The sequence below is a fragment of the Lentzea sp. NPDC004789 genome (genome assembly GCF_053601075.1).
The window spans coordinates 285,300-307,051 of sequence record NZ_JBSGBE010000005.1 but is presented as its reverse complement, the minus strand read 5'-3'; the positions used below and the strand labels follow the sequence as shown (position 1 = coordinate 307,051).

At 71.1% G+C, this 21,752-nt stretch carries 21 protein-coding genes; 8 read left to right on the top strand and 13 right to left on the bottom strand.

The features are described from left to right. The first annotated feature begins 18 nt into the window (after positions 1-18). The gene (locus tag ACWEIJ_RS14340; RefSeq protein WP_449837598.1) at positions 19-1,098 is read left to right on the top strand and encodes an NAD(P)H-dependent amine dehydrogenase family protein; all 1,080 of its coding nucleotides are present in this window, start codon (positions 19-21) and stop codon (positions 1,096-1,098) included. Further along, positions 1,095-1,574, top strand: a complete 480-nt coding sequence (locus ACWEIJ_RS14335) for a carboxymuconolactone decarboxylase family protein (RefSeq protein WP_449837597.1) — start codon at positions 1,095-1,097, stop codon at positions 1,572-1,574. Before ACWEIJ_RS14340 ends, ACWEIJ_RS14335 begins: the two co-directional genes overlap by 4 nt. A 19-nt stretch (positions 1,575-1,593) precedes the next feature. Here the strand turns inward: ACWEIJ_RS14335 and ACWEIJ_RS14330 are convergent, their stop codons facing one another. Then, on the bottom strand, positions 1,594-3,225 hold the full coding sequence (locus ACWEIJ_RS14330; protein ID WP_449837596.1) for a GMC oxidoreductase: 1,632 nt from the start codon (positions 3,223-3,225) through the stop codon (positions 1,594-1,596). A 133-nt stretch (positions 3,226-3,358) separates the two neighbouring features. On the opposite strand from ACWEIJ_RS14330, the gene dinB reads away from it, so the two are divergent. Both dinB and ACWEIJ_RS14320 read left to right on the top strand, forming a co-directional pair. Beyond that, positions 3,359-4,546, top strand: a complete 1,188-nt coding sequence (dinB, locus tag ACWEIJ_RS14325; RefSeq protein WP_449837595.1) for a DNA polymerase IV — start codon at positions 3,359-3,361, stop codon at positions 4,544-4,546. Between the two features lie 106 nt (positions 4,547-4,652). Beyond that, a complete protein-coding gene (locus ACWEIJ_RS14320) occupies positions 4,653-7,613 on the top strand; it encodes a TIM-barrel domain-containing protein (protein WP_449837594.1) in 2,961 nt (986 codons plus the stop codon). Positions 7,614-7,629: 16 nt separating this feature from the next. On the opposite strand, the gene ACWEIJ_RS14315 is transcribed toward ACWEIJ_RS14320, so the two are convergent. After that, positions 7,630-7,794, bottom strand: a complete 165-nt coding sequence (locus tag ACWEIJ_RS14315; protein ID WP_449837593.1) for a hypothetical protein — start codon at positions 7,792-7,794, stop codon at positions 7,630-7,632. 83 nt (positions 7,795-7,877) lie between these two features. Between ACWEIJ_RS14315 and ACWEIJ_RS14310 the strand changes: the two genes are divergently transcribed. Further along, a complete protein-coding gene (locus tag ACWEIJ_RS14310; RefSeq protein WP_449837592.1) occupies positions 7,878-8,057 on the top strand; it encodes a hypothetical protein in 180 nt (59 codons plus the stop codon). A 55-nt stretch (positions 8,058-8,112) separates the two neighbouring features. Here ACWEIJ_RS14310 and ACWEIJ_RS14305 read toward each other — a convergent pair whose 3' ends face one another. The 5 genes from ACWEIJ_RS14305 to ACWEIJ_RS14285 form a co-directional block, all read right to left on the bottom strand. Then, on the bottom strand, positions 8,113-9,288 hold the full coding sequence (locus tag ACWEIJ_RS14305) for a cation:proton antiporter (protein ID WP_449837591.1): 1,176 nt from the start codon (positions 9,286-9,288) through the stop codon (positions 8,113-8,115). A gap of 4 nt (positions 9,289-9,292) precedes the next feature. Next, the gene (locus ACWEIJ_RS14300) at positions 9,293-9,766 is read right to left on the bottom strand and encodes a cation:proton antiporter regulatory subunit (protein WP_449837590.1); all 474 of its coding nucleotides are present in this window, start codon (positions 9,764-9,766) and stop codon (positions 9,293-9,295) included. A 10-nt stretch (positions 9,767-9,776) separates the two neighbouring features. Beyond that, positions 9,777-10,400 (bottom strand): response regulator, encoded by a 624-nt coding sequence (locus ACWEIJ_RS14295; protein WP_449837589.1) that lies wholly within the window; start codon positions 10,398-10,400, stop codon positions 9,777-9,779. Continuing rightward, entirely contained in the window at positions 10,397-11,341 is a 945-nt protein-coding gene (locus ACWEIJ_RS14290; protein WP_449837588.1) for a HAMP domain-containing sensor histidine kinase, read from the bottom strand. The genes ACWEIJ_RS14295 and ACWEIJ_RS14290 overlap by 4 nt, the downstream gene beginning before the upstream one ends. 211 nt (positions 11,342-11,552) lie before the next feature. Then, complete coding sequence (locus ACWEIJ_RS14285; RefSeq protein WP_449837587.1) at positions 11,553-12,206, bottom strand: winged helix-turn-helix transcriptional regulator; 654 nt, start codon at positions 12,204-12,206, stop codon at positions 11,553-11,555. 92 nt (positions 12,207-12,298) lie between these two features. Here ACWEIJ_RS14285 and ACWEIJ_RS14280 point away from each other — a divergent pair, with 92 nt between their 5' ends. Beyond that, positions 12,299-13,525: an MFS transporter gene (locus ACWEIJ_RS14280; RefSeq protein ID WP_449837586.1), complete on the top strand. Its 1,227-nt coding sequence runs from the start codon at positions 12,299-12,301 to the stop codon at positions 13,523-13,525. Here the strand turns inward: ACWEIJ_RS14280 and ACWEIJ_RS14275 are convergent. Next, positions 13,515-14,108: a helix-turn-helix domain-containing protein gene (locus ACWEIJ_RS14275; protein WP_449837585.1), complete on the bottom strand. Its 594-nt coding sequence runs from the start codon at positions 14,106-14,108 to the stop codon at positions 13,515-13,517. The genes ACWEIJ_RS14280 and ACWEIJ_RS14275 overlap by 11 nt on opposite strands. A gap of 68 nt (positions 14,109-14,176) precedes the next feature. On the opposite strand from ACWEIJ_RS14275, the gene ACWEIJ_RS14270 reads away from it, so the two are divergent. After that, a complete protein-coding gene (locus tag ACWEIJ_RS14270; RefSeq protein ID WP_449837584.1) occupies positions 14,177-15,094 on the top strand; it encodes an alpha/beta fold hydrolase in 918 nt (305 codons plus the stop codon). Here ACWEIJ_RS14270 and ACWEIJ_RS14265 read toward each other — a convergent pair. The 4 genes from ACWEIJ_RS14265 to ACWEIJ_RS14250 are packed head-to-tail and all read right to left on the bottom strand — an operon-like array spanning position 15,084 to position 19,178. Continuing rightward, on the bottom strand, positions 15,084-16,556 hold the full coding sequence (locus tag ACWEIJ_RS14265) for an amidase (RefSeq protein ID WP_449837583.1): 1,473 nt from the start codon (positions 16,554-16,556) through the stop codon (positions 15,084-15,086). The two genes, ACWEIJ_RS14270 and ACWEIJ_RS14265, sit on opposite strands and share 11 nt — an antisense overlap. 4 nt (positions 16,557-16,560) lie before the next feature. Further along, on the bottom strand, positions 16,561-17,499 hold the full coding sequence (locus ACWEIJ_RS14260; RefSeq protein ID WP_449837582.1) for a patatin-like phospholipase family protein: 939 nt from the start codon (positions 17,497-17,499) through the stop codon (positions 16,561-16,563). A gap of 8 nt (positions 17,500-17,507) precedes the next feature. After that, on the bottom strand, positions 17,508-18,554 hold the full coding sequence (locus tag ACWEIJ_RS14255; protein ID WP_449837581.1) for a cytochrome P450: 1,047 nt from the start codon (positions 18,552-18,554) through the stop codon (positions 17,508-17,510). Positions 18,555-18,566: 12 nt separating this feature from the next. Next, positions 18,567-19,178 (bottom strand): helix-turn-helix transcriptional regulator, encoded by a 612-nt coding sequence (locus tag ACWEIJ_RS14250; protein ID WP_449837580.1) that lies wholly within the window; start codon positions 19,176-19,178, stop codon positions 18,567-18,569. Between the two features lie 209 nt (positions 19,179-19,387). Between ACWEIJ_RS14250 and ACWEIJ_RS14245 the strand changes: the two genes are divergently transcribed. Then, positions 19,388-20,998, top strand: coding sequence for an ABC-F family ATP-binding cassette domain-containing protein (locus tag ACWEIJ_RS14245; RefSeq protein WP_449837579.1), 1,611 nt, complete (start codon positions 19,388-19,390; stop codon positions 20,996-20,998). On the opposite strand, the gene ACWEIJ_RS14240 is transcribed toward ACWEIJ_RS14245, so the two are convergent. Continuing rightward, positions 20,999-21,748, bottom strand: coding sequence for a class I SAM-dependent methyltransferase (locus ACWEIJ_RS14240; protein WP_449837578.1), 750 nt, complete (start codon positions 21,746-21,748; stop codon positions 20,999-21,001). It abuts the gene before it with no gap. Positions 21,749-21,752 lie beyond the last annotated feature (4 nt).

The following is a 21,752-nucleotide window of genomic DNA, read 5'->3' as shown; positions in this document are numbered from 1 at the left end:
CTAGTTATGCTACCCGACATGATCGCCACAGTGGTGTGGGGCACTGGCAACGTCGGCCGGGCGGCGATCCGGGCCGTCGAAGCGCATCCGGGGCTGAAGCTGGCGGCGGTGGTCGTCCACAACCCCGAGAAGGTCGGGCGCGACGCGGGCGCCCTCGCCGGTCTCGACGTCGAACTCGGGATCACGGCGACCGATGACGTCGACGCGGTGCTCGCCACGAGCCCCGGCGCGGTGGTGTACGCGGCGTCCGGCGACATCCGCCCGGACGACGCGCTCGCCGACATCACCACGGCGATCAGGGCCGGGGCGGCGGTCGTCACGCCCTCGCTGTACGCGCTCTACGACCACCGCAGCGCACCGCCGGAGTTGCGAGAACCGGTTCTAGCAGCCATCAAGGAGGGCGGTGGCTCGCTGTTCGTCTCGGGCGTCGACCCGGGCTGGGGCAACGACGTGCTGCCGTTGCTGGTCAGCGGCCTGGGCAGCGAGATCGACGCGATCCGCTGCCAGGAGATCTTCGACTACTCCACCTACGACCAGCCCGACGCCGTGCGGTGGCTGATCGGCATGGGGCAACCGCTCGACTACCAGGCGCCCATGCTGATGCCGACGGTGCCGACGATGGTGTGGGGCGGGCAGATCCGGCTGATGGCGAGGGCGCTGGGCGTCGAGGTCGAGGAGATCCGCGAGACCGTCGACCGGCGTGCGCTCGACGCAAGCGTGACGACGCGGACCATGGGCGAGTTCGAGGCCGGCACCCAGGGTGCGATCCGGTTCGAAGTCCAGGGCATCGTCGGCGGTGAACCGCTCATCGTCATCGAACACGTCACGCGCATTCACGCGTCGTGCGCGACGGACTGGCCGATGCCGCCGTCCGGCGACGGCGCGCACAAGGTGATCATCGAGGGACGGCCGCGCATCGAGGTCTCCGTCGAGGCCACCGACGAGGGCGAGAACCGTTCCGCCGGCGGCAACGCGACCGCGGTCGGCCGGCTGGTCAACGCGATCGACTGGCTGGTCGAGGCAGGGCCAGGGCTCTACGACGCGCTCGACGTGCCGCTGCGCCCCGCCGCCGGCAAGCTCGGGAGGAGGGCACGATGAACATCGACGTACCTGACGGCAAGGACCCGATCGCCTACGTGTGGGGCGAGATGGTGCCCGGCATCGGTGTCGCCGCCGCGAACCTCTCACTGGCGGTGTACTCCCACACCACGCTCGGGCTGCGCGAGTTCGAGGCGGCCCGGCTGCGGGTCGCGCAGATCAACGGGTGCCTGTTCTGCCTGGACTGGCGCACCGAACGGGACGGGCGCAAGGTCGAGGAGACGTTCCTCGACGCGGTGACCCAGTGGCGCACCACCGACGCCCTCGACGACCGCGCCAGGCTGGCCGCGGAGTACGCCGAGCGGTACGCACTGGATCACCACGGTCTCGACGAGGAGTTCTGGTCCCGCATGACCGCGCACTACAGCCAGGTGGAGATCGCGGAGCTGAGCATGTGCATCGGCTCCTGGCTCGCGTTCGGCAGGCTGAACCACGTGCTGGGCCTGGACTCCCGGTGCGTGCTGCCGAAGTTCTGAGCCGCGTCCACAGAGGACGCTACAGGTCGGTGGCGATGATGTTCTCGATGTTGCGCTCGGCCAGCGCCGTGATCGTGACGAACGGGTTCACCGCCGTGCTGCCGGGAATCAGCGATCCGTCGATGACGTACAGGCCGGGATAACCGCGCAGGCGCCCGTAGTTGTCGGTGGCGCGGTTGAGGACCACGCCGCCGAGCGGGTGGTAGGTCAGCTGGTCGCCCCAGACCTTGTACACGCCGAAGAGGTCGGTCCGGTAGATCGTCCCCTCCTTCGCGTTGATCTTGTCGAAGATGGACTTCGCGGCGTCGATGGACGTCTGCTTCCACGCCGTCTGCCAGCTCAGGTCCGCCTTGCCGGTGGCGGCGTTCCAGCTGAACTCGCCGCGGTTCGGCGTCCTGGTGATGGACAGGTAGAACGACGCGTAGGTCTCGATGCCGGTCGGCAGCGGCGCGACTTCCGCGAACGCGCCGCCGTTGACCCAGTTGTCGATACCGAGCGTGGGGATGGTCGACTGCGACGCGCCGGTGGGGTCCCACATGTGGTTGGCACGGCCGCACATGACGTTGCCGTTGTCGCCCCAGCCCTTGCCGACCTCGCCGTTGAGGTTCGGCAGCGCACCGGTGGACTTCAGCTTGACCAGCAGCTTGCTGGTGCCGACGCTGCCGGCCGCGAAGAACACCCTGGCCGCGGTCACCTGCTTGGTGGCCACCGTGTCGCCGCTGGTGTTGAGCTGTTCCATCGTGACCGTGTAGCCGCCGGACGTCGGTTCGACCGAAGTGACGCGGTGCAGCGGTGAGATGGTCACACGCCCGGTCGCCCTGATCTTCGGCAGGTAGGTCTTCTGCAGGGACTTCTTTCCGTAGTTGTTGCCGTACAGGATCTCCCCGGCCAGCGCCGACTTCGGGACGGTCCCCGCCGCCTCCTGCTCCATGTAGTCCCAGTCGTACACCGTGGGCACGAAGACGAACGGGAAATCCGACCGCTGCGCCTGTTTCCTGCCCACCCGCGCGAACTGGTACCAGTCGGTGCTCTCGAACCACGCGGGGTCGATGAGGCTCGCGCCGAGCTCGGCGTTGGCGCGCGGGTAGTAGACGCCGTACATCTCGTCGGGGTTCACCGACGGGAGGATCCCGCCGAAGTACTCGCGGCGCGGCGTGACCGCCATGCCGCCGTTGACGAGCGAGCCGCCGCCGACGCCGCGGCCCTGGTAGACGGTGATGCCGGCGAACTCCTCCGCGTCGAGCACCCCGGTGTAGCGCGGGATCGCCCGGTCGATCGGGAACCCGAGGAAGTTGCTCAGCGGCTGCTTGGTCTTGGTGCGCAGCCAGTAGGACCGCTGGTCGGGGGACGTCGTGGTGGCGAAGATCTTGCCGTCCGCGCCGGGGGTGTCCCAGGCCATGCCCATCTCGATCATGTGGACGTCCACACCGGCCTGGGCCAGCCGCAGCGCGGCGACGCACCCGCCGTAACCGGTGCCGATCACGAGAGCCGGGACGGTGGCGGCGTCGGCGATGGCCTCGGGCGCGGCCGCCCGGGCCGGAGAACTCAGGCCGCCGAGGGCGACGGCACCAATAATAGAACCAGTTCCAGTCAGGAATGAGCGTCGGGAGGGACCCTTGAAACCGTTGTCACACCTCGTTGTGTGGTTCATGTGATCTTCCTCACTCTTGCCGTATGAGAACAAGTTATACCGGCGGCTCGTCGGCAAGTCACTACCTGGACCGAGCGCGAACGAGGTGGCAGCGGCAACGGCACTGTGCTGAACGAGTGATGGATGCGAACATGTGTTCGTGAGTTCGACGCCGATCCTGCACGCCGACCTGGACGCGTTCTACGCGTCGGTCGAGCAGCGCGACGACCCGCGGCTGCGCGGTCGTCCTGTGATCGTGGGCGGCGGGGTGGTGCTGGCCGCGAGCTACGAGGCCAAGGCTTTCGGCGTCCGCACGGCGATGGGCGGCGCACGGGCGTTGCGGCTCTGTCCGAACGCGACCGTCGTACCGCCGCGGATGTCGGCCTACACCGCGGCGAGCAAGGCCGTGTTCGAGATCTTCCGCGACACCACACCGCTGGTCGAGGGTTTGTCGATCGACGAAGCGTTCCTGGACGTCGGTGGCCTGCACCGGATTTCCGGACCACCGGAGGTCATCGCGCGGCGGTTGCGCGCACGCGTGCTCGACCAGGTCGGGCTGCCGATCACGGTCGGGGTGGCGCGGACGAAGTTCCTCGCCAAGGTCGCGAGCGCGGTGGCCAAACCGGACGGTCTGCTCGTCGTGCCCGCGGACGCCGAACTCGAGTTCCTGCACCCGTTGCCGGTCGAACGGCTGTGGGGTGTCGGCAAGGTGACCGCGGCCAAGCTGCACGCGCTGGGCCTGCGCACGGTCGGGCAGGTCGCGCGGCTCGACGAGGGCGACCTCGTCTCGATCCTGGGCAAGGCCGCGGGCCGGCACCTGCACGCGTTGGCGCACAACCGCGACCCGCGCCCGGTGCAGGTGGGGCGCCGCCGCCGGTCGATCGGCTCCCAACGCGCGCTCGGCCGTGCGCCGGACGACCTGGACGCCGTCCTGGTGTCGTTGGTCGACGGCGTGTCCCGGCGCCTGCGCACCGCGCACCGCGCGTGCCGGACCGTCGTGCTGCGCCTGCGTTTCGCCGACTTCACCCGCGCGACGCGCTCGCACACGTTGCTCCACCCGAGCGCGGACACCGCGCTGCTGCTGACGACCGCGCGGCGGCTTCTCGCCACCGCCACGCCGGAGATCACCGCGCGCGGCATCACGTTGCTCGGCGTGTCCCTGGCGAATCTGAGCGACGAGGACACGATCCAGCTCATGCTGCCGTTCGACGAGCAGCCACCCGGCGCGCTCGACGCCACTTTGGACCGGTTGAAAAACCGGTACGGCGCAACGTCGGTGACGCGGGCCGTGCTGCTGGGCCGTGACCCGGGCATCTCCGTGCCGCTGCTGCCTGACGAGTGAGCGGTGTGCGGCAAATGGTCTCTTGATCGCTCCACCACAGCCCGGAATGGTTCAGGTATCTGAAAGCACCACCTCGGCAGCCGATGGCGTCAGACGAGGAGCATGGATGCGCAAGACACTCATACCCCTGCTGGCTTTGTTCAGCCTGGTCCTCCCGGTTCCGGCGACGGCCGGGCCGACCGGCACGGTCGTGTCCGGACAGGCCAGGTTCCAGGTTCTCTCCCCCACCTTGGTGCGCACCGAGTACGCCGGCGACGGCGGGTTCGAGAACGCCTCCACTTACAACGTTGTAAATCGATCGTTCCCCCGCACGGCCTACAGTTCGCGGGTCCAGGACGGATGGCTGGTCATCACGACGTCCGCCCTGACCCTGCGCTACCGCGTGGGTTCCGGCCCGTTCCGCGCGGACAACCTCGAACTGAGGACCCGTGACACGACCGCGTCCCCGTGGCGGCGGGTGGTCTGCGCGACCGGGCAGCTCTGCGAAGCCGAAGACCAGCAACGGGAAGGGGTGCTCGTCGCGGCCGAGCACCCCGGCCACACCGGTGCGGGCTTCGTCGCCGGATTCTCGGCCACCGGCAACGGGATCACCGCGACGGTCAACGCCACCAGCGCGGGCAGGCATCGCGTGGTCGTCAGGTACGCCAACGGGCAGGGTGGCGACGGCAAGCACGAGAGCCGGACGCTGAGCCTCGGCGTCGACGGGCGGGCGCGGCAGATCACGGTGCCCGCGACCGCGGACTGGCGCGACTGGAAGCTCGTCGAGACCGAGGTCGACCTGACTGCCGGAGAGCACCGCGTCGCACTGGTGAAGAGCGCGGCCGACTCGGGCAATGTCAACGTTGACAGCATTGCACTGCTCGCTCCTGGCCAGGCCTTTCCCGGTACGCCGCAACGCGCGGTCGACGACTGCCGGTTCGGCACCACCTGCGAGGCCGAGAACGGCGCGCTCACCGGGGCCGCCACGATCGCCGACGAGCACGCCGGGTTCGCGGGGACCGGGTTCGTCGCGGAACTGGTCGGCGGCACGCGGCTCAGCCAGCGGATCACCGGCGTGCCGGCGGCGGGCGCCTATCCGGTGACCCTGCGCTATGCCAACGGTGTCGGCGGTGACGGCAAGCACGAGCCGCGCACCGTGCTGCTGAACGGGCAGGCGATCACGGTGCCGGTGACGGCGGACTGGACGACGTGGGCCACCACGACGGTCCAGCTCCCCTTGCCCGCAGGCACTTCCGACCTCGTGGTGACGTGCCCGGACGGCGGCTGCCACGTCAACCTCGACACCATCGGGATCAGCTCGGGACAGCAACACCTGGCGCTGGGCGGCTACCGGCGTTCGCTGGACGGCTACACCGGCACGTCCGGCGATCCCCGGCTCTTCCCGGGCCTGCTGCACCGCGACGGCTGGTACCTGCTGGACGACACGGTTTCCGCTTTGTACAACGGAAGCAACGTCACCCCGCGGCCGGACCGGGGCGCGCGGCCCTACCAGGACGGGTACGTGTTCGGGTACGGCCAGGACCTCAAGGCCGCCCTGGGTGATCTCGCCCGGCTGACCGGCGGCCCGAAGTTGTTGCCGCAGTGGGCGTACGGCGTCTGGTACTCCGAGTACATCGACCGGACCGCGGCCGACTACCGCGACCGGATCCTGCCCGCGTTCCGCGAACACGGTGTGCCGCTGGACGTCCTGGTCGTCGACACCGACTTCAAGGCGCGCAACACGTGGAACGGGTGGCAGTTCGACACCGCCAAGTTCCCCGACCCGCAGGGCTTCCTGGACTGGGCGCACCGCGAGGGCCTGCACACCACGCTCAACATCCACCCGAGCATCCAGGGCAGCGACCCGGACTTCCCGAAGGCGCAGAGCATCGCTCGCGGCAAGCTCGCCAAGGGTTCCTGCACCGACTGCTACGTGTTCGACTGGGGCGACCCGGACCAGCTGCGCGCGTACCTGGAGCTGCACCGCGGCCTGCCGACCGACTTCTGGTGGCTCGACTGGTGCTGCGACGGCTCCGGCTCGTCGTTGCGCGGCGTCACCCCGGACTCGTGGATCAACGAGCAGTACGCGAAGCTCGGCGGTTTCGCGTTCTCGCGCGGCTTCGGCTCGCTGCAGGCGGGCGGGTACAGCGGCTCCGGCCCACTGCCGACCGGACCGTGGGCGGAGAAGCGCACCACCCTGCACTTCACCGGTGACACGTCGTCCACCTGGGGTGCGCTGAAGGGCACCATCGGCTACACCTCGGCCGAGGCGGCGTCGACCGGGATGTCCGCGATCAGCCACGACATCGGCGGGCACAACGACACCACCGGCCTGCGCGGCTCGGAGACCTACCTGGACAACGGCCAGGTCCGCCACACGACCAAGCTGCCGGACGACCTCTACGCGCGGTGGGTGCAGCTGGGCGTGTTCCAGCCGATCACCCGGCTGCACAGCAACCACAGCGACCGCCTGCCGTGGCAGTACGGTCCGGCCGCGCAGGCCTCGGCGACGAAGTTCCTGAACCTGCGCGAACGGCTGGTGCCGTACCTCTACACGTTGGCGGAGCAGGCGAACCGCACCGGTGTGCCCGTGGTGCGCCCGGCCTACCTGGACCACCCGTCGAGCCCGGAGGCTTACTCCACTGTGGACAGCCAGTTCCTGCTCGGCCCGGACGTGCTGGTGGCGCCGATCACGACGCCCGGCGAGACCGGGTCGACGCGGGTGTGGTTCCCGCCGGGGCAGTGGACCGACTACTTCACCGGCGAGGTCCACCAGGGCAACACCTGGGCGACGGTGAGCGCGGGCTGGGACACCATGCCGGTGTTCCTGCGCGCGGGCGGAATGCTCGTCGAACGCAGCGCACCGGGCTCGTCGGACGCGTTGACCGTGCACGTGACCGCGGGGGCTCGTGCCGATTTCACGCTGTACGAGGACGGTGGCCGGACGCGGCTCACCCAGCGCGACGGGATTCTGGTGGTGCAGCCCACCAAACGGTCCACAAGGGACTGGACGGTCGTCGTGCACCAGGCCGACGGGTCCAGCCGGGTCGTCCACGCCGGCCGGCGGGTGGTGGTCGACCTGCGCTGACCACCACCCGCTCCGGTCAGGCGACGGCCATGTAGGCGAACGCCAGCAGCGTGCTCGGGAGACAGATGGTGACGAGGCCGATGACGCCGTAGAACGGCTCCTTCCTCACCACCATCGCTCCCAGCGCGCCGGCGCCGAAGACGACGGACGCGACCAGCAACACCATCACGAGAATCGACATGCGGAAGTCCTCAGGTCGGGGATTCGACAGAACCGGTGATCGCACCGCCTGGCGGCGCGCGGATCGATCCCCGACCTGAGGCGATGACCTCAGGGGCACTCTCGCCACCGGCGTCGCGCGAGGTCCGGACGTGCGGCGGACGCGGCCACTCCCCCGTCCGGCACAAGGCCCAGCAGGCGTCCGGTGACGGCACGGAGAGCACGTGCACCGCGGAGACCGAGGCGCTCAGCCCGGAGCCCGAGCCCGAGCCGGTGACGTCCTGACGCGCGCTGCCGCCGACGAACACCAGCAGCAACGCGAGCAGGACCCCGGACCACCTCACGAAGCCGACGCCCGCCTGCGCAGGAAGAACTCCCCCACCGGTTCCACGTACCGAGCCGCGATCGGCCCGATGATCGCCATCAGCAGCACGTAAGCCGTGGCCAGAGCGGCCAGCTGCGCGCTCACGTGCCCGGACGCGACGGCCAGCCCGGCGATCACGATCGAGAACTCGCCGCGCGCCACCAGCGCGGCCCCCGCACGTGCCCGGCCCATCGCCCCGATCCCCTGCCGGCGAGCCGCCCACCAGCCCGTGGCGAGCTTGGTCAAGGTCGTGATCACCGCGAGCAGCACCGCCATCAGCAACACCGGCGGAATCGTCCGCGGGTCGGTGTTGAGCCCGAACACCACGAAGAACATGGCCGCGAACAGGTCGCGCAACGGTTCCAGCAACCGGGTCGCGTTCTCCGCGGTCGACCCGGAGATCGCGATGCCGAGCAGGAACGCGCCCACGGCCGCGGAGACCTGGAGCTCCGAGGCGATCCCGGCGACCAGCAACGCCGAGCCGAGGAGCTTGAGCAGGAACACCTCGTGGTCCGGACTGTCCACCACGGCCGAGATCACCCGCCCGTACTTCAGCGCCACCACCAGCACCACCGTGATGGCCAGCAGCGAGATCCCGACCGAGGTCACCCCACCGAGGAAGCTCACCCCGGCCAGCACGGCGGTCAGCACCGGCAGGTAGACCGCCATCGCCAGGTCCTCGAACACCAGCACCGACAACACCACGGGCGTCTCGCGGTTGCCCAGCCGGCCGAGGTCGCCCAGCACCTTCGCGACGATCCCGGACGACGAGATGTAGGTGACACCGGCCATCGCCAGCGCCCCGACCGGCCCCCAGCCGAGCAGCACCGCGACGACCGCACCCGGCGCGGCGTTCAGCACGATGTCCAGCACCCCGGCCATCCACGACCTGCGCAGCCCGGTGGTCAGTTCCGAGGCCGAGTACTCCAGGCCGAGCAGCAACAACAGCAGCACGACGCCGATCTCGCTCGCCAGGTGCGCGAACTCGGAGATGCCGTGCAACGGCACGAGCCCGCCCGAGCCGAACGCGAGGCCGCCCACCAGGTACAGCGGGATCGGCGAGATGCCGAACCGCCAGGCGAGGCGGCCGAGCAGGCCGAGGCCGAAGAAGACCGCACCCAGCTGGATCAGCGCGATCGTGGTCTCGTGCACCGTCTCAGCCGCCCGTCAGGATGTCGGCGGCGGCGTCGAGGCCCGCCTCGGTGCCGACGACGACCGCGAGGTCGCCGTTCTCGAACACGAAGTCAGGGCCCGGCGACGGGTGGGCCGTGCCCGCGCGCAGCACGGCGACGATGGACGCACCGGTGCGGGTGCGCAGTGCCGTGTCGCCTAAAGTCCGCCGCGCGAACGCGGTGACCGGCAGCTGCCGGGTCGTGATGCCGGTGATGTCGCGGTGCTGCCGCGCCAGCTGCGTGACCAGCTGGGGTGCGCCGAGCAGCCCGGCGAGCGTGCCCGCCTCCTCCGGCCCGAGCGGGATCGACGCGGCGGTGGCGTCCGGGTCGTCCTGTTTGGACAGGATCAGCTCGAACCTGCCGTCGCGGTAGGAGATCACGCCGACCCGGCGGCCGGAGCGCAGGGAGAAGTCCTGCCTGACCCCTATGCCGGGCAGGGGCGTCACTTCGACGTTCACGCTGGGGTTCCTAGGGTTCGATGAGCCCGGCGCGGATCGCGTACCGGGTGAGTTCGAGCCGGTCCTTGAGACCGAGCTTCTGCAGCAGGTTGGCCCGGTGGCGCTCCACGGTCTTGACGCTGATCACCAGCAGGTCGGCGATCTCCTTGGACGAGTGGCCCTCCGCCACGAGCTTGAGGATCTCCTCCTCGCGGTCGGTGATCGCACGCGCGTGGTCGAGGTGGTGGCGGATCAACGAGTTCACGGCGCCGGGGTGGAGGATCGGCTCACCGCGCATCGCCGCCCGGCACGCCTCGACGAGGTCCCGGTCGGCGACGGACTTCAGCACGTAACCGGACGCGCCGGCCTTCAGCGCCTCGAAGAAGTACTGCTCGTTGTCGTACATCGTCAGGATCAGCATCCGCAGGTCCGGCATCAGCCTCGACAGCTCCCGCGCGGCCTGCAGTCCCGTCATCCGCGGCATCGCGATGTCGAGGATCGCCAGGTCGGGCCGCTCGGCACGGGCCTTGGCGACCGCCTCGGCCCCGTCGCCCGCCTCCGCCACCACGGTCAGATCGGGCTCGTTGTCCAGGATCAGCCGGACGCCGCGACGCACCAGCGCGTGGTCGTCGGCGAGGAGAATGCGCACGGTCATCCGCGGGCCTCCACCACGAGCCGGACCTCCGTGCCACCGGTGGGAGCCGCGCCGACCGTCAGCTCGGCGCCGACGAGCAGCGCGCGTTCCCGCATGCCCCGGATCCCCGCGCCCTCCGCCGACGAGCCGATCCCCCGGCCGTTGTCGCGCACACACAGCTCCACCTCGGACTCCAGGCCGCGCAACGAGAGGTCGATCGTGTCGGCACCGGCGTGCCGGACCGTGTTCGTGAGCCCTTCCTGCGCGACGCGGTAGACGACCAGCTCGGTCTCGGCGTCCAGCGCGGGCAGGTCCTTGGCGAACGAGCGCCGCACGGTGAGGCCGGCGGGTTCGGAGATCTCCGCCACCAGCGCCTTCAACGCGCTGACCAGACCGAGCTCCTCCAGCACACCCGGCCGCAGCCGCCGCGCGATCCGCCGGATCTCGTCCAAAGTGGAGCGTGTCGTCTCCTGCACCTGCCGCAGCTCCTCGCGCACCGGCTCCGGCGACTGGTCCGCGACCCGCTTGAGCCCCAGCAGCACCGCGGTCAGCGACTGCCCGACCTCGTCGTGCAGCTCCTGCGCGACCCGGCGGCGTTCGGCCTCCTGCGCCGACAACGCCCGCGCCGCGCTGTGGCCGCGTTCGGCCTCCAGGCGGTCGATCATGCCGTTGAACGTGGTGATCAGCTCCGCGATCTCGCCGTGCCCCCGCGCGGTGAGCCGAGGCCCCGGCTTGAGCAGGTCGATGGTCGTCATCGCACGGGTCAGCCGGCCGAGCGGCGCCAGGCCCACGCGGATGAGCACGGCGTTCGCGATCAGCATCACCACGAGCCCGGCCGCGAGCACCAGCACCTCGCCCAGCAGCGCTGGGGTGGAGACGGTCACCGGCCCGAACACCAGCAACGCGGCCGCCGCCACCAGGACCAGGGCGTTGAGCAGGAAGATCCGCCCGAACAACGACACGCGCGCCCGCCTCTCCGTGATCGCTTCCCGCCACGCCTGCGCAGACTGGCGGGCGAAGCCACCCGGTGTCCATCCGTGGCAACACCCATGTTCGCCGCGCACGCCTCGGTGCGCCGGTCGGCGCTCGTCAGGGCAACGCGCTGGGCTTGGCGGTGGCAGGACTCACGGTTCCGCACGACCTGCCGGCCGCCAAACCGTGAACAGCCACCGGTCAGGCGGGCTGCAACACCACGAACAGCCGCAGGAACGTGTCGACCAGCTTGCGACGGCCGGTGAGCTCGGCCCGCCCGTCCCGCACCGCCCGCATGATCGCCCGGTAGGACGCCAGCTCGTCGTCCGCGAAGTGCGCGGTGATCGTGAGGTCGGGCTCGCCCGGCGCCGGACCGACGCCGGTGACCAGCTCACCGTCCGCGACGATGGCGTGCAGCACCGTGTCGCGGGCGTGGATCTCGAACGACGCCGTCACCCCGGCGGCCTCGGCGGGCTGGAACGACGCGCGGAGGTTCAGGGTCACGCCTTCGACGCTGGTCCGGTCGCCCGGCTGCGGCTCGCCGAGGTGCATCGCTCCCCAGCGGCCGAGCGCGAGGACCGCGGGTTCCAGGGCCTGGCCGTCCGCGGTCAGCGCGTAGACGACGCCCCGTTGCGGCGCCGGAGCGACCCGCCGTTCGACGACACCCGCCTGCTCCAGCTCCTTCAGGCGCGTGGCCAGCACGTTCGTCGGGATGCCCGACAGGTTCTCCTGCAGGTCCGTGTAGCGGCGCGGGCGCACCAGCAGGTCGCGCACGATCAGCAGCGCCCAGCGCTCGCCCACGAGCTCCAGCGCCCTGGCGACACCGCAGTACTGACCGAAGTCACGTCGCTTCACCCCACAACCATAGCAAGCTTGCCTCAAGCACGCCAACTGCCTAAAACAAAGTTTACTTGCAAAAACGAAGTGCGCTCGTTAGCGTCGTCGCCATGACCGCAGTCCTCGACCGACCCACCACCGCCACGACGACACCGTCGCGCCGGCCCTACCTGTCCCGGACCGCCGGCTTCGCCGGCATCTCGGCGGCGATGGTCGCGATCCTCGTCGCGGCCGGCGCCCCCACCCCGCTGCTGCCGATCTACCAGGCGCAGTGGGGCTTCCCGCCGTCGATGCTGACCTTGGCGTTCGGCGTCTACGCGTTCGCCCTGCTGGCCGCGATCCCGGTGGTCGGGTCGCTGTCGGACCACATCGGGCGGAGGCCGCTGATGATCGGCTCGCTCGCGCTCGACCTCGTGGCGATGCTGGTGTTCCTGTCCGCGACGTCGATCGGCTGGCTCATCGCGGCCCGCATCGTGCAGGGCGTCGCGACCGCGGCGGCGTCGAGCTCGCTCAGCGCGGCCGTCGTCGAGCTCGCGCCGGAGCGGCACAAGAAGCTCGGCGCGCAGATGACCAGCATGGCGCCGCTCGCGGGCCTGGGCATCGGTGCGCTGTTCTCCGGCGTCCTCGCCCAGTACGCGTCCGACGCGGCTTTCGCGGTGTGGCTCGTGCTCGCCGTGATCATGGCGCTCGGCACGGCCTTCGCGGCGTTCACGCCGGAGACCGCGACCCGCAAGCCCGGCGCGCTGGCGTCACTGATCCCGCACGTGTCCGTGCCCGTTCAGGTGCGCCGCCTGTTCTGGTCCGCGATGCCCGGTGTGGTCGGCGCCTTCATGCTGATGGCGCTCTACATGGGACTGGTCCCGGTGATCCTCCGGGCGGTGTTCCACGTGACCGGTCCCGTCGTCGGGGCGCTGGCCGCGTTCGCGATGTTCACGATCGGCGCGGCGGTCTCCGCGACCACCAGCGCCGTGCGGCCGCACCTGCTGCGGCTCGCCGGGGCGAGCGGGCAGGCCGCCGGCGCGATCCTGTTCGCCGGAGCGATCGGCGCCCACGCGCTGCCCCTGTTGTGGGCGGGTGCGCTGATCGGTGGCGCCGGGATCGGCGCCGGGTTCGCCGGCACCACCCGCGGCCTCGTGCCCGAGGTCGCCCCGCACCAGCGCGCGGGCCTGTTCACCGCGATCTACCTCGTCGGCTACCTCGCGATGGGTGTCTCCGCGGTCGTCGCGGGCCTGGTCATCGGCGTCGTGGGCGCTGCCGCGACGGCGGCCGGATTCGGTGCCGTCACGGCGATCGTGGCACTGACCGGAGTGCTCGCCACGGCCGGCGTCAGGCGGTAGGCCTCGGGTGCGGGTCGGCGTGGACGTGCGCGCGCACGCCCTTCGGGTCGAACAGGACCAGCAGCTCGACCGCGCCGCCGTCCGCGCTTCCCAGCCAGTGGGGCGAGGACGTGTCGAACTCGGCGGCCTCACCCGGCGGCACGACCAGGTCGAGGTCGCCGAGCACCAGCCGCAACCGTCCGTTGAGGACGTACAGCCACTCGAACCCGTCGTGCGTCTGCGGAGTCGGCTCCAGCGGTTCCCCCGACGCCGGGATGAGCATCTTGAACGACTGCACCCCGCCCGGCCGCCGCGACAACGGCACGAACGTCATGCCGAACCGGTGGATCGGCTTCAGGTGGATGCGCGGATCACCGGTGCGCGGGGCGCCGACGAGGTCGTCCAGCGGCACGTCGTAGGTGCGCGCCAACGGAAGCAGCAGCTCCAGGGTCGCGCGGCGCTGCCCGCTCTCCAGCCTGGACAGCGTGCTCTCCGAGATGCCGGTCGTCGTCGCCAGGTCGGCCAGCGTGATGCCGCGGTGACGCCGCAACGCGCGCAGCCTCGGTCCCACCCCGTCGAGCACCTCTTCGGTTTCGCGGTTCACGGCGCCGCATCTTGCCAGGACGGCAAGTTTCCGTGCCAGATCACCGCCCTGCCGATCACGCTGAAACCATGAAACGCCTGCTGTTCGCCTTCCTGCTGCTGATCACCGCCTGCTCGGCGCCCGCGGACCTCGACGGTTTCCGGCACGAGTTCGCCGACGTCGACGGCGCCCGGATGCACTACGTGACCGGCGGCAGCGGCACCCCGGTCGTGCTGGTCCACGGCTGGCCGCAGACCTGGTACGGCTGGTGGCCGATCATGCCCGCGCTCGCCGAACGCCACACCGTCTACGCGATCGACCTGCCCGGCCTCGGCGACAGCACCGGCGCGGCGAGCGGCTACGACAAGGCCACGCTGGCGCGGTACGTCCACGCGCTGACCACGAAGCTCGGCCTGCGACGCCCCGCGATCGTCGGCCACGACCTCGGCGCGGCGGTCGCGTTCCAGTACGCGAGCCAGTTCCCGCGCGACACCGGCCGTCTGGGCTACCTCGACCTGCCGCTGCCGGGACCGCGGGTCAGCGCCGCCGCGTACCGGAACCTGAGCTGGCACATCGCGTTCCACTCCCAGCCGGAGGTGCCGGAAGCCGTGGTGGGCAACGACGTCCGCGAGTACCTCAGGCTCTTCTACCCGCAGGTCTCCTTCAACGGCAGGGCGTTCGGCGGTACGAACACGCGATCCCCGTTCACCGACGCCGAGATCGACGAGTACGCGCGGACCTACCGCAGGCCCGAGGCGCTCAAGGGCGGCTTCGACCTGTACCGCGCGCTGGAGAAGGACGTGCGGGACAACGAGGCCGCGGCACCGGCCGGGGTCCCGGCCCTGATCATGGCCGCCCAGGGCCAGGCCGAGGCGGTCAAGGACACCGCGGCTCCGCGGCTGACGAACATCGTGCGCGCGGTGGACGTTCCGCACGCAGGACACTGGCTGGTCGAGGAGAACCCCCGGTTCGTCGCCGCGGAGCTGCTGCGCTTCCTCAGCGAATGACGGCCATCCGGTCCGCCCACGGCAGCGCCTCTTCGAGCTGGGACGCGAGCTTGATCAGCAACGACTCCCCCGCGAGCGGCGCGACGAACTGGACGCCCAGCGGCAGCCCGTCCGCCGTCCAGTGCAGCGGCAACGAGATCGCCGGACGACCGGTGATGTTCGCGAGCTGCGTGTACGGCACCCAGCCGAGGTTGTCGGAGATCATGTCGTCGAGGATCGACGTGTAGCGCAACAACCGTGCCGTGCGGGTCTTGAGCAGCACGTCGGTCGCCCGTTGCAACGACGGCGGCAGGTCGAACGCCCCGACCTGCGGCGGCGGGGTCGCCAGGGTCGGCGTCAGCAGCAGGTCGTACGACTCGAAGAACGTGCTGAGCCGGCGGGTGTGCTCGTGCCGCCGCTGCACGGCGTCCACGTAGTCGACGGAGCTCGTGGCGCGGCCGAGCGCGGCCATCAGCAACGTGTCGCGCTCGAACGCGGCGTCCGGCGCCCCGGTCAGGCGCTGGGCGTCGGCGACCTTCCACGCGAGGTTCACGAACCACGTCAGCAGGAAGTCCCGGGCCAGGGCGGCGTCGTCGAACGGTGCCTCCGGCAGCTCCTCGACGTGGTGGCCGAGGTCGGTGAGCACCCGCACGGCGTTCTCGACGGCCGCGTACGCCTCGGCGTGCGGCCGGGCGTTGATCGCGGACGGCACCCGCACGCCGATCCGCAGCTTCCCGGGGTTCTCGCCCACGCACGACGTGAACGACGACGACGGCAGCGCGGGCGAATACGGCCCGGAGAACTCGCCACCGCAGATGACGTCGAGCATCGCCGCGGTGTCCCGCACGGTCCGTGATACGACGCCCTGCACCGCGGCGCCGTGCATCATCTCGGCGGTCTCCGGGCCGAACGGGGTGAGCCCGCGGCCCGGCTTCAGCCCGACGAGACCGCAGCAGGCCGCCGGGATCCGCGTCGAGCCACCGCCGTCGTTCGCCCCGGCGCACGGCACGATGCCGGCGGCGACCGCGGCGGCCGACCCGCCCGACGAGCCACCGGGCGTGCGCGACAGGTCCCACGGGTTGCGCGCGGGGCCCCAGGCGAGCGACTCGCTGATGGCCTTCGCGCCGAACTCCGGCAGGTTGGTCTTGCCGAAGATCACCAGACCCGCGTCGAGCCACCGCCGCACGACCGTCGAGTGCTCGGCGACCGGGTGCGCCTTGAGCGACCGCGAGCCGTTCGACGTGGGCAGGCCCGCGTAGTCCTGACCGAGGTCCTTGATCAGGAACGGCACCCCGGCGAACGGTCCGGTCGCGTCCTCCGACGGCTCGACGGGGATCTCCCGGACGATCGCGTTGATCCGCGGGTTCACCTCCGCGGCCCGCTGCCGTGCCACGGCCAGCAGTTCCGCCGCGGAGACCTGCTTCGCGGCCACCAGCTGCGCCAGGCCCGTGGCGTCGTGTTCGCGGTACTCGTCGAAGTCCATCCGATCAAGGTAACCGCTCGGCCGCCCCGCAGACCGCCCCGAGTTCGTCCACCGCGACCCGGATGCCGATGTCGACGACGGCCTTCAGCACCTCCGGACGCCGTTCGGTCCGCCCGACCCGCAGACTCCCGAGCGGTGGCCGGATCTGCAGGCACGCGGGATGCGTCGCGAGCAGCTCCTCCTCCTCGACGCGGAGTTCCTTGCGGCGCAGCCACGTCTGCACGACGCCCGGCGCGTGGCGGGCGAACCAGCGCGACAGCACGACCCGTTCGCCGCGCGTCGGCGCCACGGGCTGCTCGTCCGCCGTGGTGGTGCGCAACGCGACGATGTGCGTGGCCTGCTGCGCGAGCGCCGACCGCACGCCGACCATCTCGCTCAGCCCGGCGTCGACGTACGGGCGGCCGTCGAGCACGACCGGTTCGCCGGCGAGCAGCGGCATCGCGGTGGACGCCCGCAGCGCGGTCTGCAGGCTCGGCACGTCGTGGATCTTGCCGTGCAGGTCGGCCGAGTCGCCGGTGAGGGCGTCGGTGGCGATCGGGTGGAACTCGACGGGGTTGTCCAGGATGTCCTGGAACCCCATCGGCATGACTTGCGTGTAGATGGTGTGGACGAGGTGCTTGGTGTCCACGACCGGTTGCCGGCTGAACGCGCGCATCGGGTTGATGGTCGTGCGCATGACTCGCGGGTCCCACCACGCGTGTTTGGTCCGGTCGGCGCGTCCGCACAGCAGCCAGGCGCCGTTCAGCGACCCCGCCGAGCTGCCGTAGACGGCGTCGAACAGCGGCAGCAGGCCGAGCCGTTCGACGGCGACGGTCATGCCGCTGGAGTAGGCGCCGCGCGAGCTGCCGCCCTCGATCAGCAGCACCAGGCGCGCGTCGTCGGTCCGCTGCCCCGGGGTGCTCCCCTGCCTCCTGCGTTCCCGCAGCAACTCCAGAACGGTCACACCGCAGCTTATTCCGATCTCCTCAGCGTCAGCTCCAGGACGTCGGTGCCGACCGGCGTGCGGCGGGTGTCCAGGTGCTCGATCCGCCACCGCCGGTCCAAAAGCGACGCGAGCGCGATCCGGACCTCCGTCCGCGCCAGGTGCGCGCCCAGGCAGAAGTGGATGCCGTGCCCGAACGACAGGTGCGGGTTGACCGTCCGGTCCGGGTCGAACGTGTGCGGATCGGTGAACACCGCGGGGTCGCGGTTGGCCGCGGAGATCATCGCGACGACCCGTTGGCCCGGCTGGAGCTCCACGCCGCCGAGCGTGGTGGGTCTGGTGACGAACCGGTCGGTGCCGCCCGTCGGCGGCAGGTAGCGGAGCACCTCCTCGACGGCCAGGGCGAGGTCGGCGGGCCTCGGGCGGGAGACCAGGCACAGCATCGCGTTGACCAGCAGGGTCTTGGTGGTCTCGTGGCCGTTGATCAGCAGCAGCGCGCAGAAGCTGATCAGTTCGTCGTCGGTGAGGCCCGAGGCCTGGAGGGTCGCGATGACGCCGCTCGGGCGCTCCTCGCGGAAGAACGCGCTCATCTCCTTCAGCGCCAGGCGGAACTCGGTGTCGTCCGCGGCGAACGTGCCGAAGAACGACGTGACGGCCTCGGTCCAGCGCAGGAAGTCCGGCGACGGCGGCACCCCGAGCAGGCCGGCGATCGTGTGCACGGACAACGGGTACGCGACCTCGCGGACCAGGTCGAGCCTCTCGCCCCCGATCAGCGCCTCGACCCGTGCGGTGATCAGCGGTTCCAGCGCGGCCACGGCCCGTGGCGTGAACACCTGGCTGACGATCCGCCGCAACGCGTGGTGCCGTGGCGGATCGGTCGCGGACAGGCTGCGCAGCAACGGGTTGTCCCGGTGCGGGATCGGCTGGGTGCTGTACCGCAGCTCGTCCGACGAGAACACCTCGTGGTCGGTCAGCACTCTGTCCACATCGGAGTGACGGGTGACCAGCCACGCGCCGAACGACGCGAACCGCACGGGTCCTGCCTCGGGCGCGGCGAAGATCTCTGCAAGCGACACGCGCCGAGCTTGCTACGCCACGGCCGTCGTCGCTTGGAAGAAACGGACACACGACATCCCGACCGCCCGCCGGAACTCCGCCAGCAGGTGCGGCTGGTCGTAGTACCCGGCCCGCACGGCGATCTCGGCCCAGTCCGGCACCCCGGCCGCCCGCGCCAGCGCCATCGCCCGGTGCAACCGCACCACCCGTGCGTAAGCCTTGGGACTCAGGCCGACCGCGACCTGGAACCGCCGCCGCAGCTGCCGTTCGGACAGTCCGGTGACGTGCGACGACACCGGTGCGCCGGGAGCCGCGTGCACGCCCTTGAGCACCTCGCTCACCGCCCGGTCGGCCGCACGGGCCGGTGCCCGCAACGCCCGCAGCCCGTCCGCGAGGCCCGAACCGGGGATCCGCATGCCCTGCAACGGCACCTCGTCCGCGGCGATGCCCAGCACCTCCGCGCACGTCCCCGGGCTCAGGCGCAACCCCGTCACCGGCTGGGTCAGCGTCCCCGTCCTGGCCGTGGTCTCCGGGCCGCTCAGCCACAGCGTGCCGTCCGCGAACACCAGCAGGTCCACCGACGGCTGCGGCAACGACAGCGGCAGCTCACCGGCACGCCGCCACACGGCTTGGATCCTGGTCACGCCGCTGAGTGAACCGCCAGGCGCTGCTCGTCCGCCATCGAATTGCGCGGGACTGCTACCGTGGGGATCAAGGTCTCGAAGAGGAGCTCGACGTGCTGCTGGTGGGTGAAGACGACATCTCCGGGTGAGCCCGAGATGGCCGTTTCGTCGTCCCCTTGTTCCTCTCGCGCGACTGGAGTTCGCGCGCAGCACTCCTCGAGGTCTCACCCATGTCCGACGCCTGCGTCGTCGTGTCCGCCCTGTCCTTCTCCTGGCCCGACGACACCCCGGTGTTCGACGGCCTGTCCGTCACGGTGCCCGGCGGCCGCACCGGTCTCGTCGCCCCGAACGGTGCCGGGAAGTCCACCCTGCTCAAGCTCATCGCCGGAGCGCTGACCCCCGCGGAGGGCAGCGTGTCCGTCGACGGCGTGCTCGGCTACCTGCCGCAGGACCTGCCGTTGACCGCCGGGCTGAGCGTGGCCGAGGTGCTCGGGGTCGCCGACGTCCTGCGCGCGATCGCGGCCGTCGAGTCCGGCGACGCCGGTGAGGAGCACTTCACCGTCATCGGCACCGACTGGGACCTGGAGGAACGCACCCGCGCCCAGCTCGACCGGCTGGGCCTGGGCGACCTCGCGCTGGACCGGCGGCTCGACACGCTGAGCGGCGGCCAGATCGTCTCGCTCGGCCTCGCGGCGCAGTTGCTGCGCCGGCCCGACGTGCTGCTGCTCGACGAGCCGACCAACAACCTCGACCTGGCGGCGCGGCACCGGTTGTACGCGGTGCTCGACGACTGGCGCGGCTGCCTGCTCGTGGTGAGCCACGACCGCGCGCTGCTCGACCGGATGGACCGCATCGCCGAGCTCGACGGCGGCGAGATCCGGTTCCACGGCGGCAACTTCACCGAGTACACCGAGGCGGTCGCGGCCGAGCGCGAGGTGGCGGAGAAGAACATCCGCAGCGCCGAGCAGGAGGTCAAACGCGAGAAGCGGGAGCTGCAGCAGGCCCGCGAACGGGCCGCCCGCCGCGCGAGCAACGCCCAGCGCAACCTCTCGAACGCCGGTCTGCCGCGGATCTTCGCGGGCAACATGAAGCGCAACGCCGAGGTGTCCGCCGCCAAGGCCGACGGCACGCACGCGGCTCGGCTCAGCGCCGCGAAGACCCGGCTGGACCAGGCCGGACGGGCGTTGAAGGACGAGCAGCGGATCAGCCTGGAACTGCCGCAGACCGCCGTACCCGCGGGCCGCACGTTGTTCCTCGGCACGGGCATCCGGGTCCGGGACCTGTTCGACGGCGTGGACCTCGCCATCCGCGGCCCCGAACGCATCGCGCTGGCCGCCCCGAACGGCGCGGGCAAGTCCACGCTGCTGCGGGTGATCCACGGCTCGCTGGCACCGGACAGCGGTGAGGTGAAACGCGCCGACGGCCGCGTCGCGCACCTGTCACAACGGCTCGACCTGCTCGACGACGCCCGCACGGTGGCCGAGAACCTGGCCGCGGCCGCCCCGGCCATGCCACCGGCCGAGCGGATGAACCTGTTGGCGCGCTTCCTCTTCCGCGGCGCACGAGCCCACCTGCCGGTCGGTGTGCTGTCCGGCGGCGAACGGCTGCGGGCCACGCTGGCGTGCGTGCTGTTCGCCGAGCCCGCGCCGCACCTGCTGCTGCTCGACGAGCCCACGAACAACCTCGACCTGATCAGCGCCGGGCAGCTGGAGAGCGCGCTGAACTCCTATCAGGGCGCGTTCGTGGTCGTCAGCCACGACGAGCGGTTCCTGAGCGAGGTGCGGATCGACCGGTGGCTGCGCCTGGAGGACGGCGAGCTGCTGGAGGGGTCCACTCCCTGATCAGCGCGGCGCGGTCGCCGTCGCGAGCACGCGGCGGCGACCGTCGAAGGTCTTCAGCACGTGCTGTGCCTCCTCCTGCATCGACCGCACCGCGAGGTCGTCACCCGCGTCGAGGGTGAGCGACTCCTGCCAGTACCGGCGCTCGATCGCCCACCACTCCGGTTTGCCGGTGACCACGACGTCCGTGAACCCCGCTTCCGGCAGCTGCGCGGCCAGGTCGATCTGCCGCAACCGGACCGGTAGCCCTTCGTCGGTGACGTCGGCGGGCTCCCAGCAGGTGATGACGAGGCGTCCGCCGGGCCGCAGCACGCGCAGGCACTCCCGCAGCGCGTCGCGCTTCGGTTCGGCGAACTGGTAGGCGTCGACGATCATCACCGCGTCGGCCGACGCCGTGCCCAGCCCGGTGGCGGTCAGCTCCCCCACTCCGAACTCGGCCGGGATCGCCAGCTCCTCGGCACGGCGAGCGGCCTGGGAGATCGCGACGGCGGAGAAGTCCACGCCGACGAGCCGGCACCCGGTGCGCCGGACGATCTCCAGGCCGTAGCCGCCGCGGCCGCACGCCAGGTCCAGCAGCACCTGGCCGGGGCGCAGGCCGAGCAGCTCCACGATCTCGTCCAGCCCGGCCCCGTTCAGCAGGCTCGTGGACTCCAGGTCCGGTGGCAGGGCGAGCATGCGGCGGGTGTACCCGTCGGCCGCGGGCGAGGAGACCCGGTCGGCGTACCAGCGGTCGAAGTGGTCCACGTCCGTCACCTCG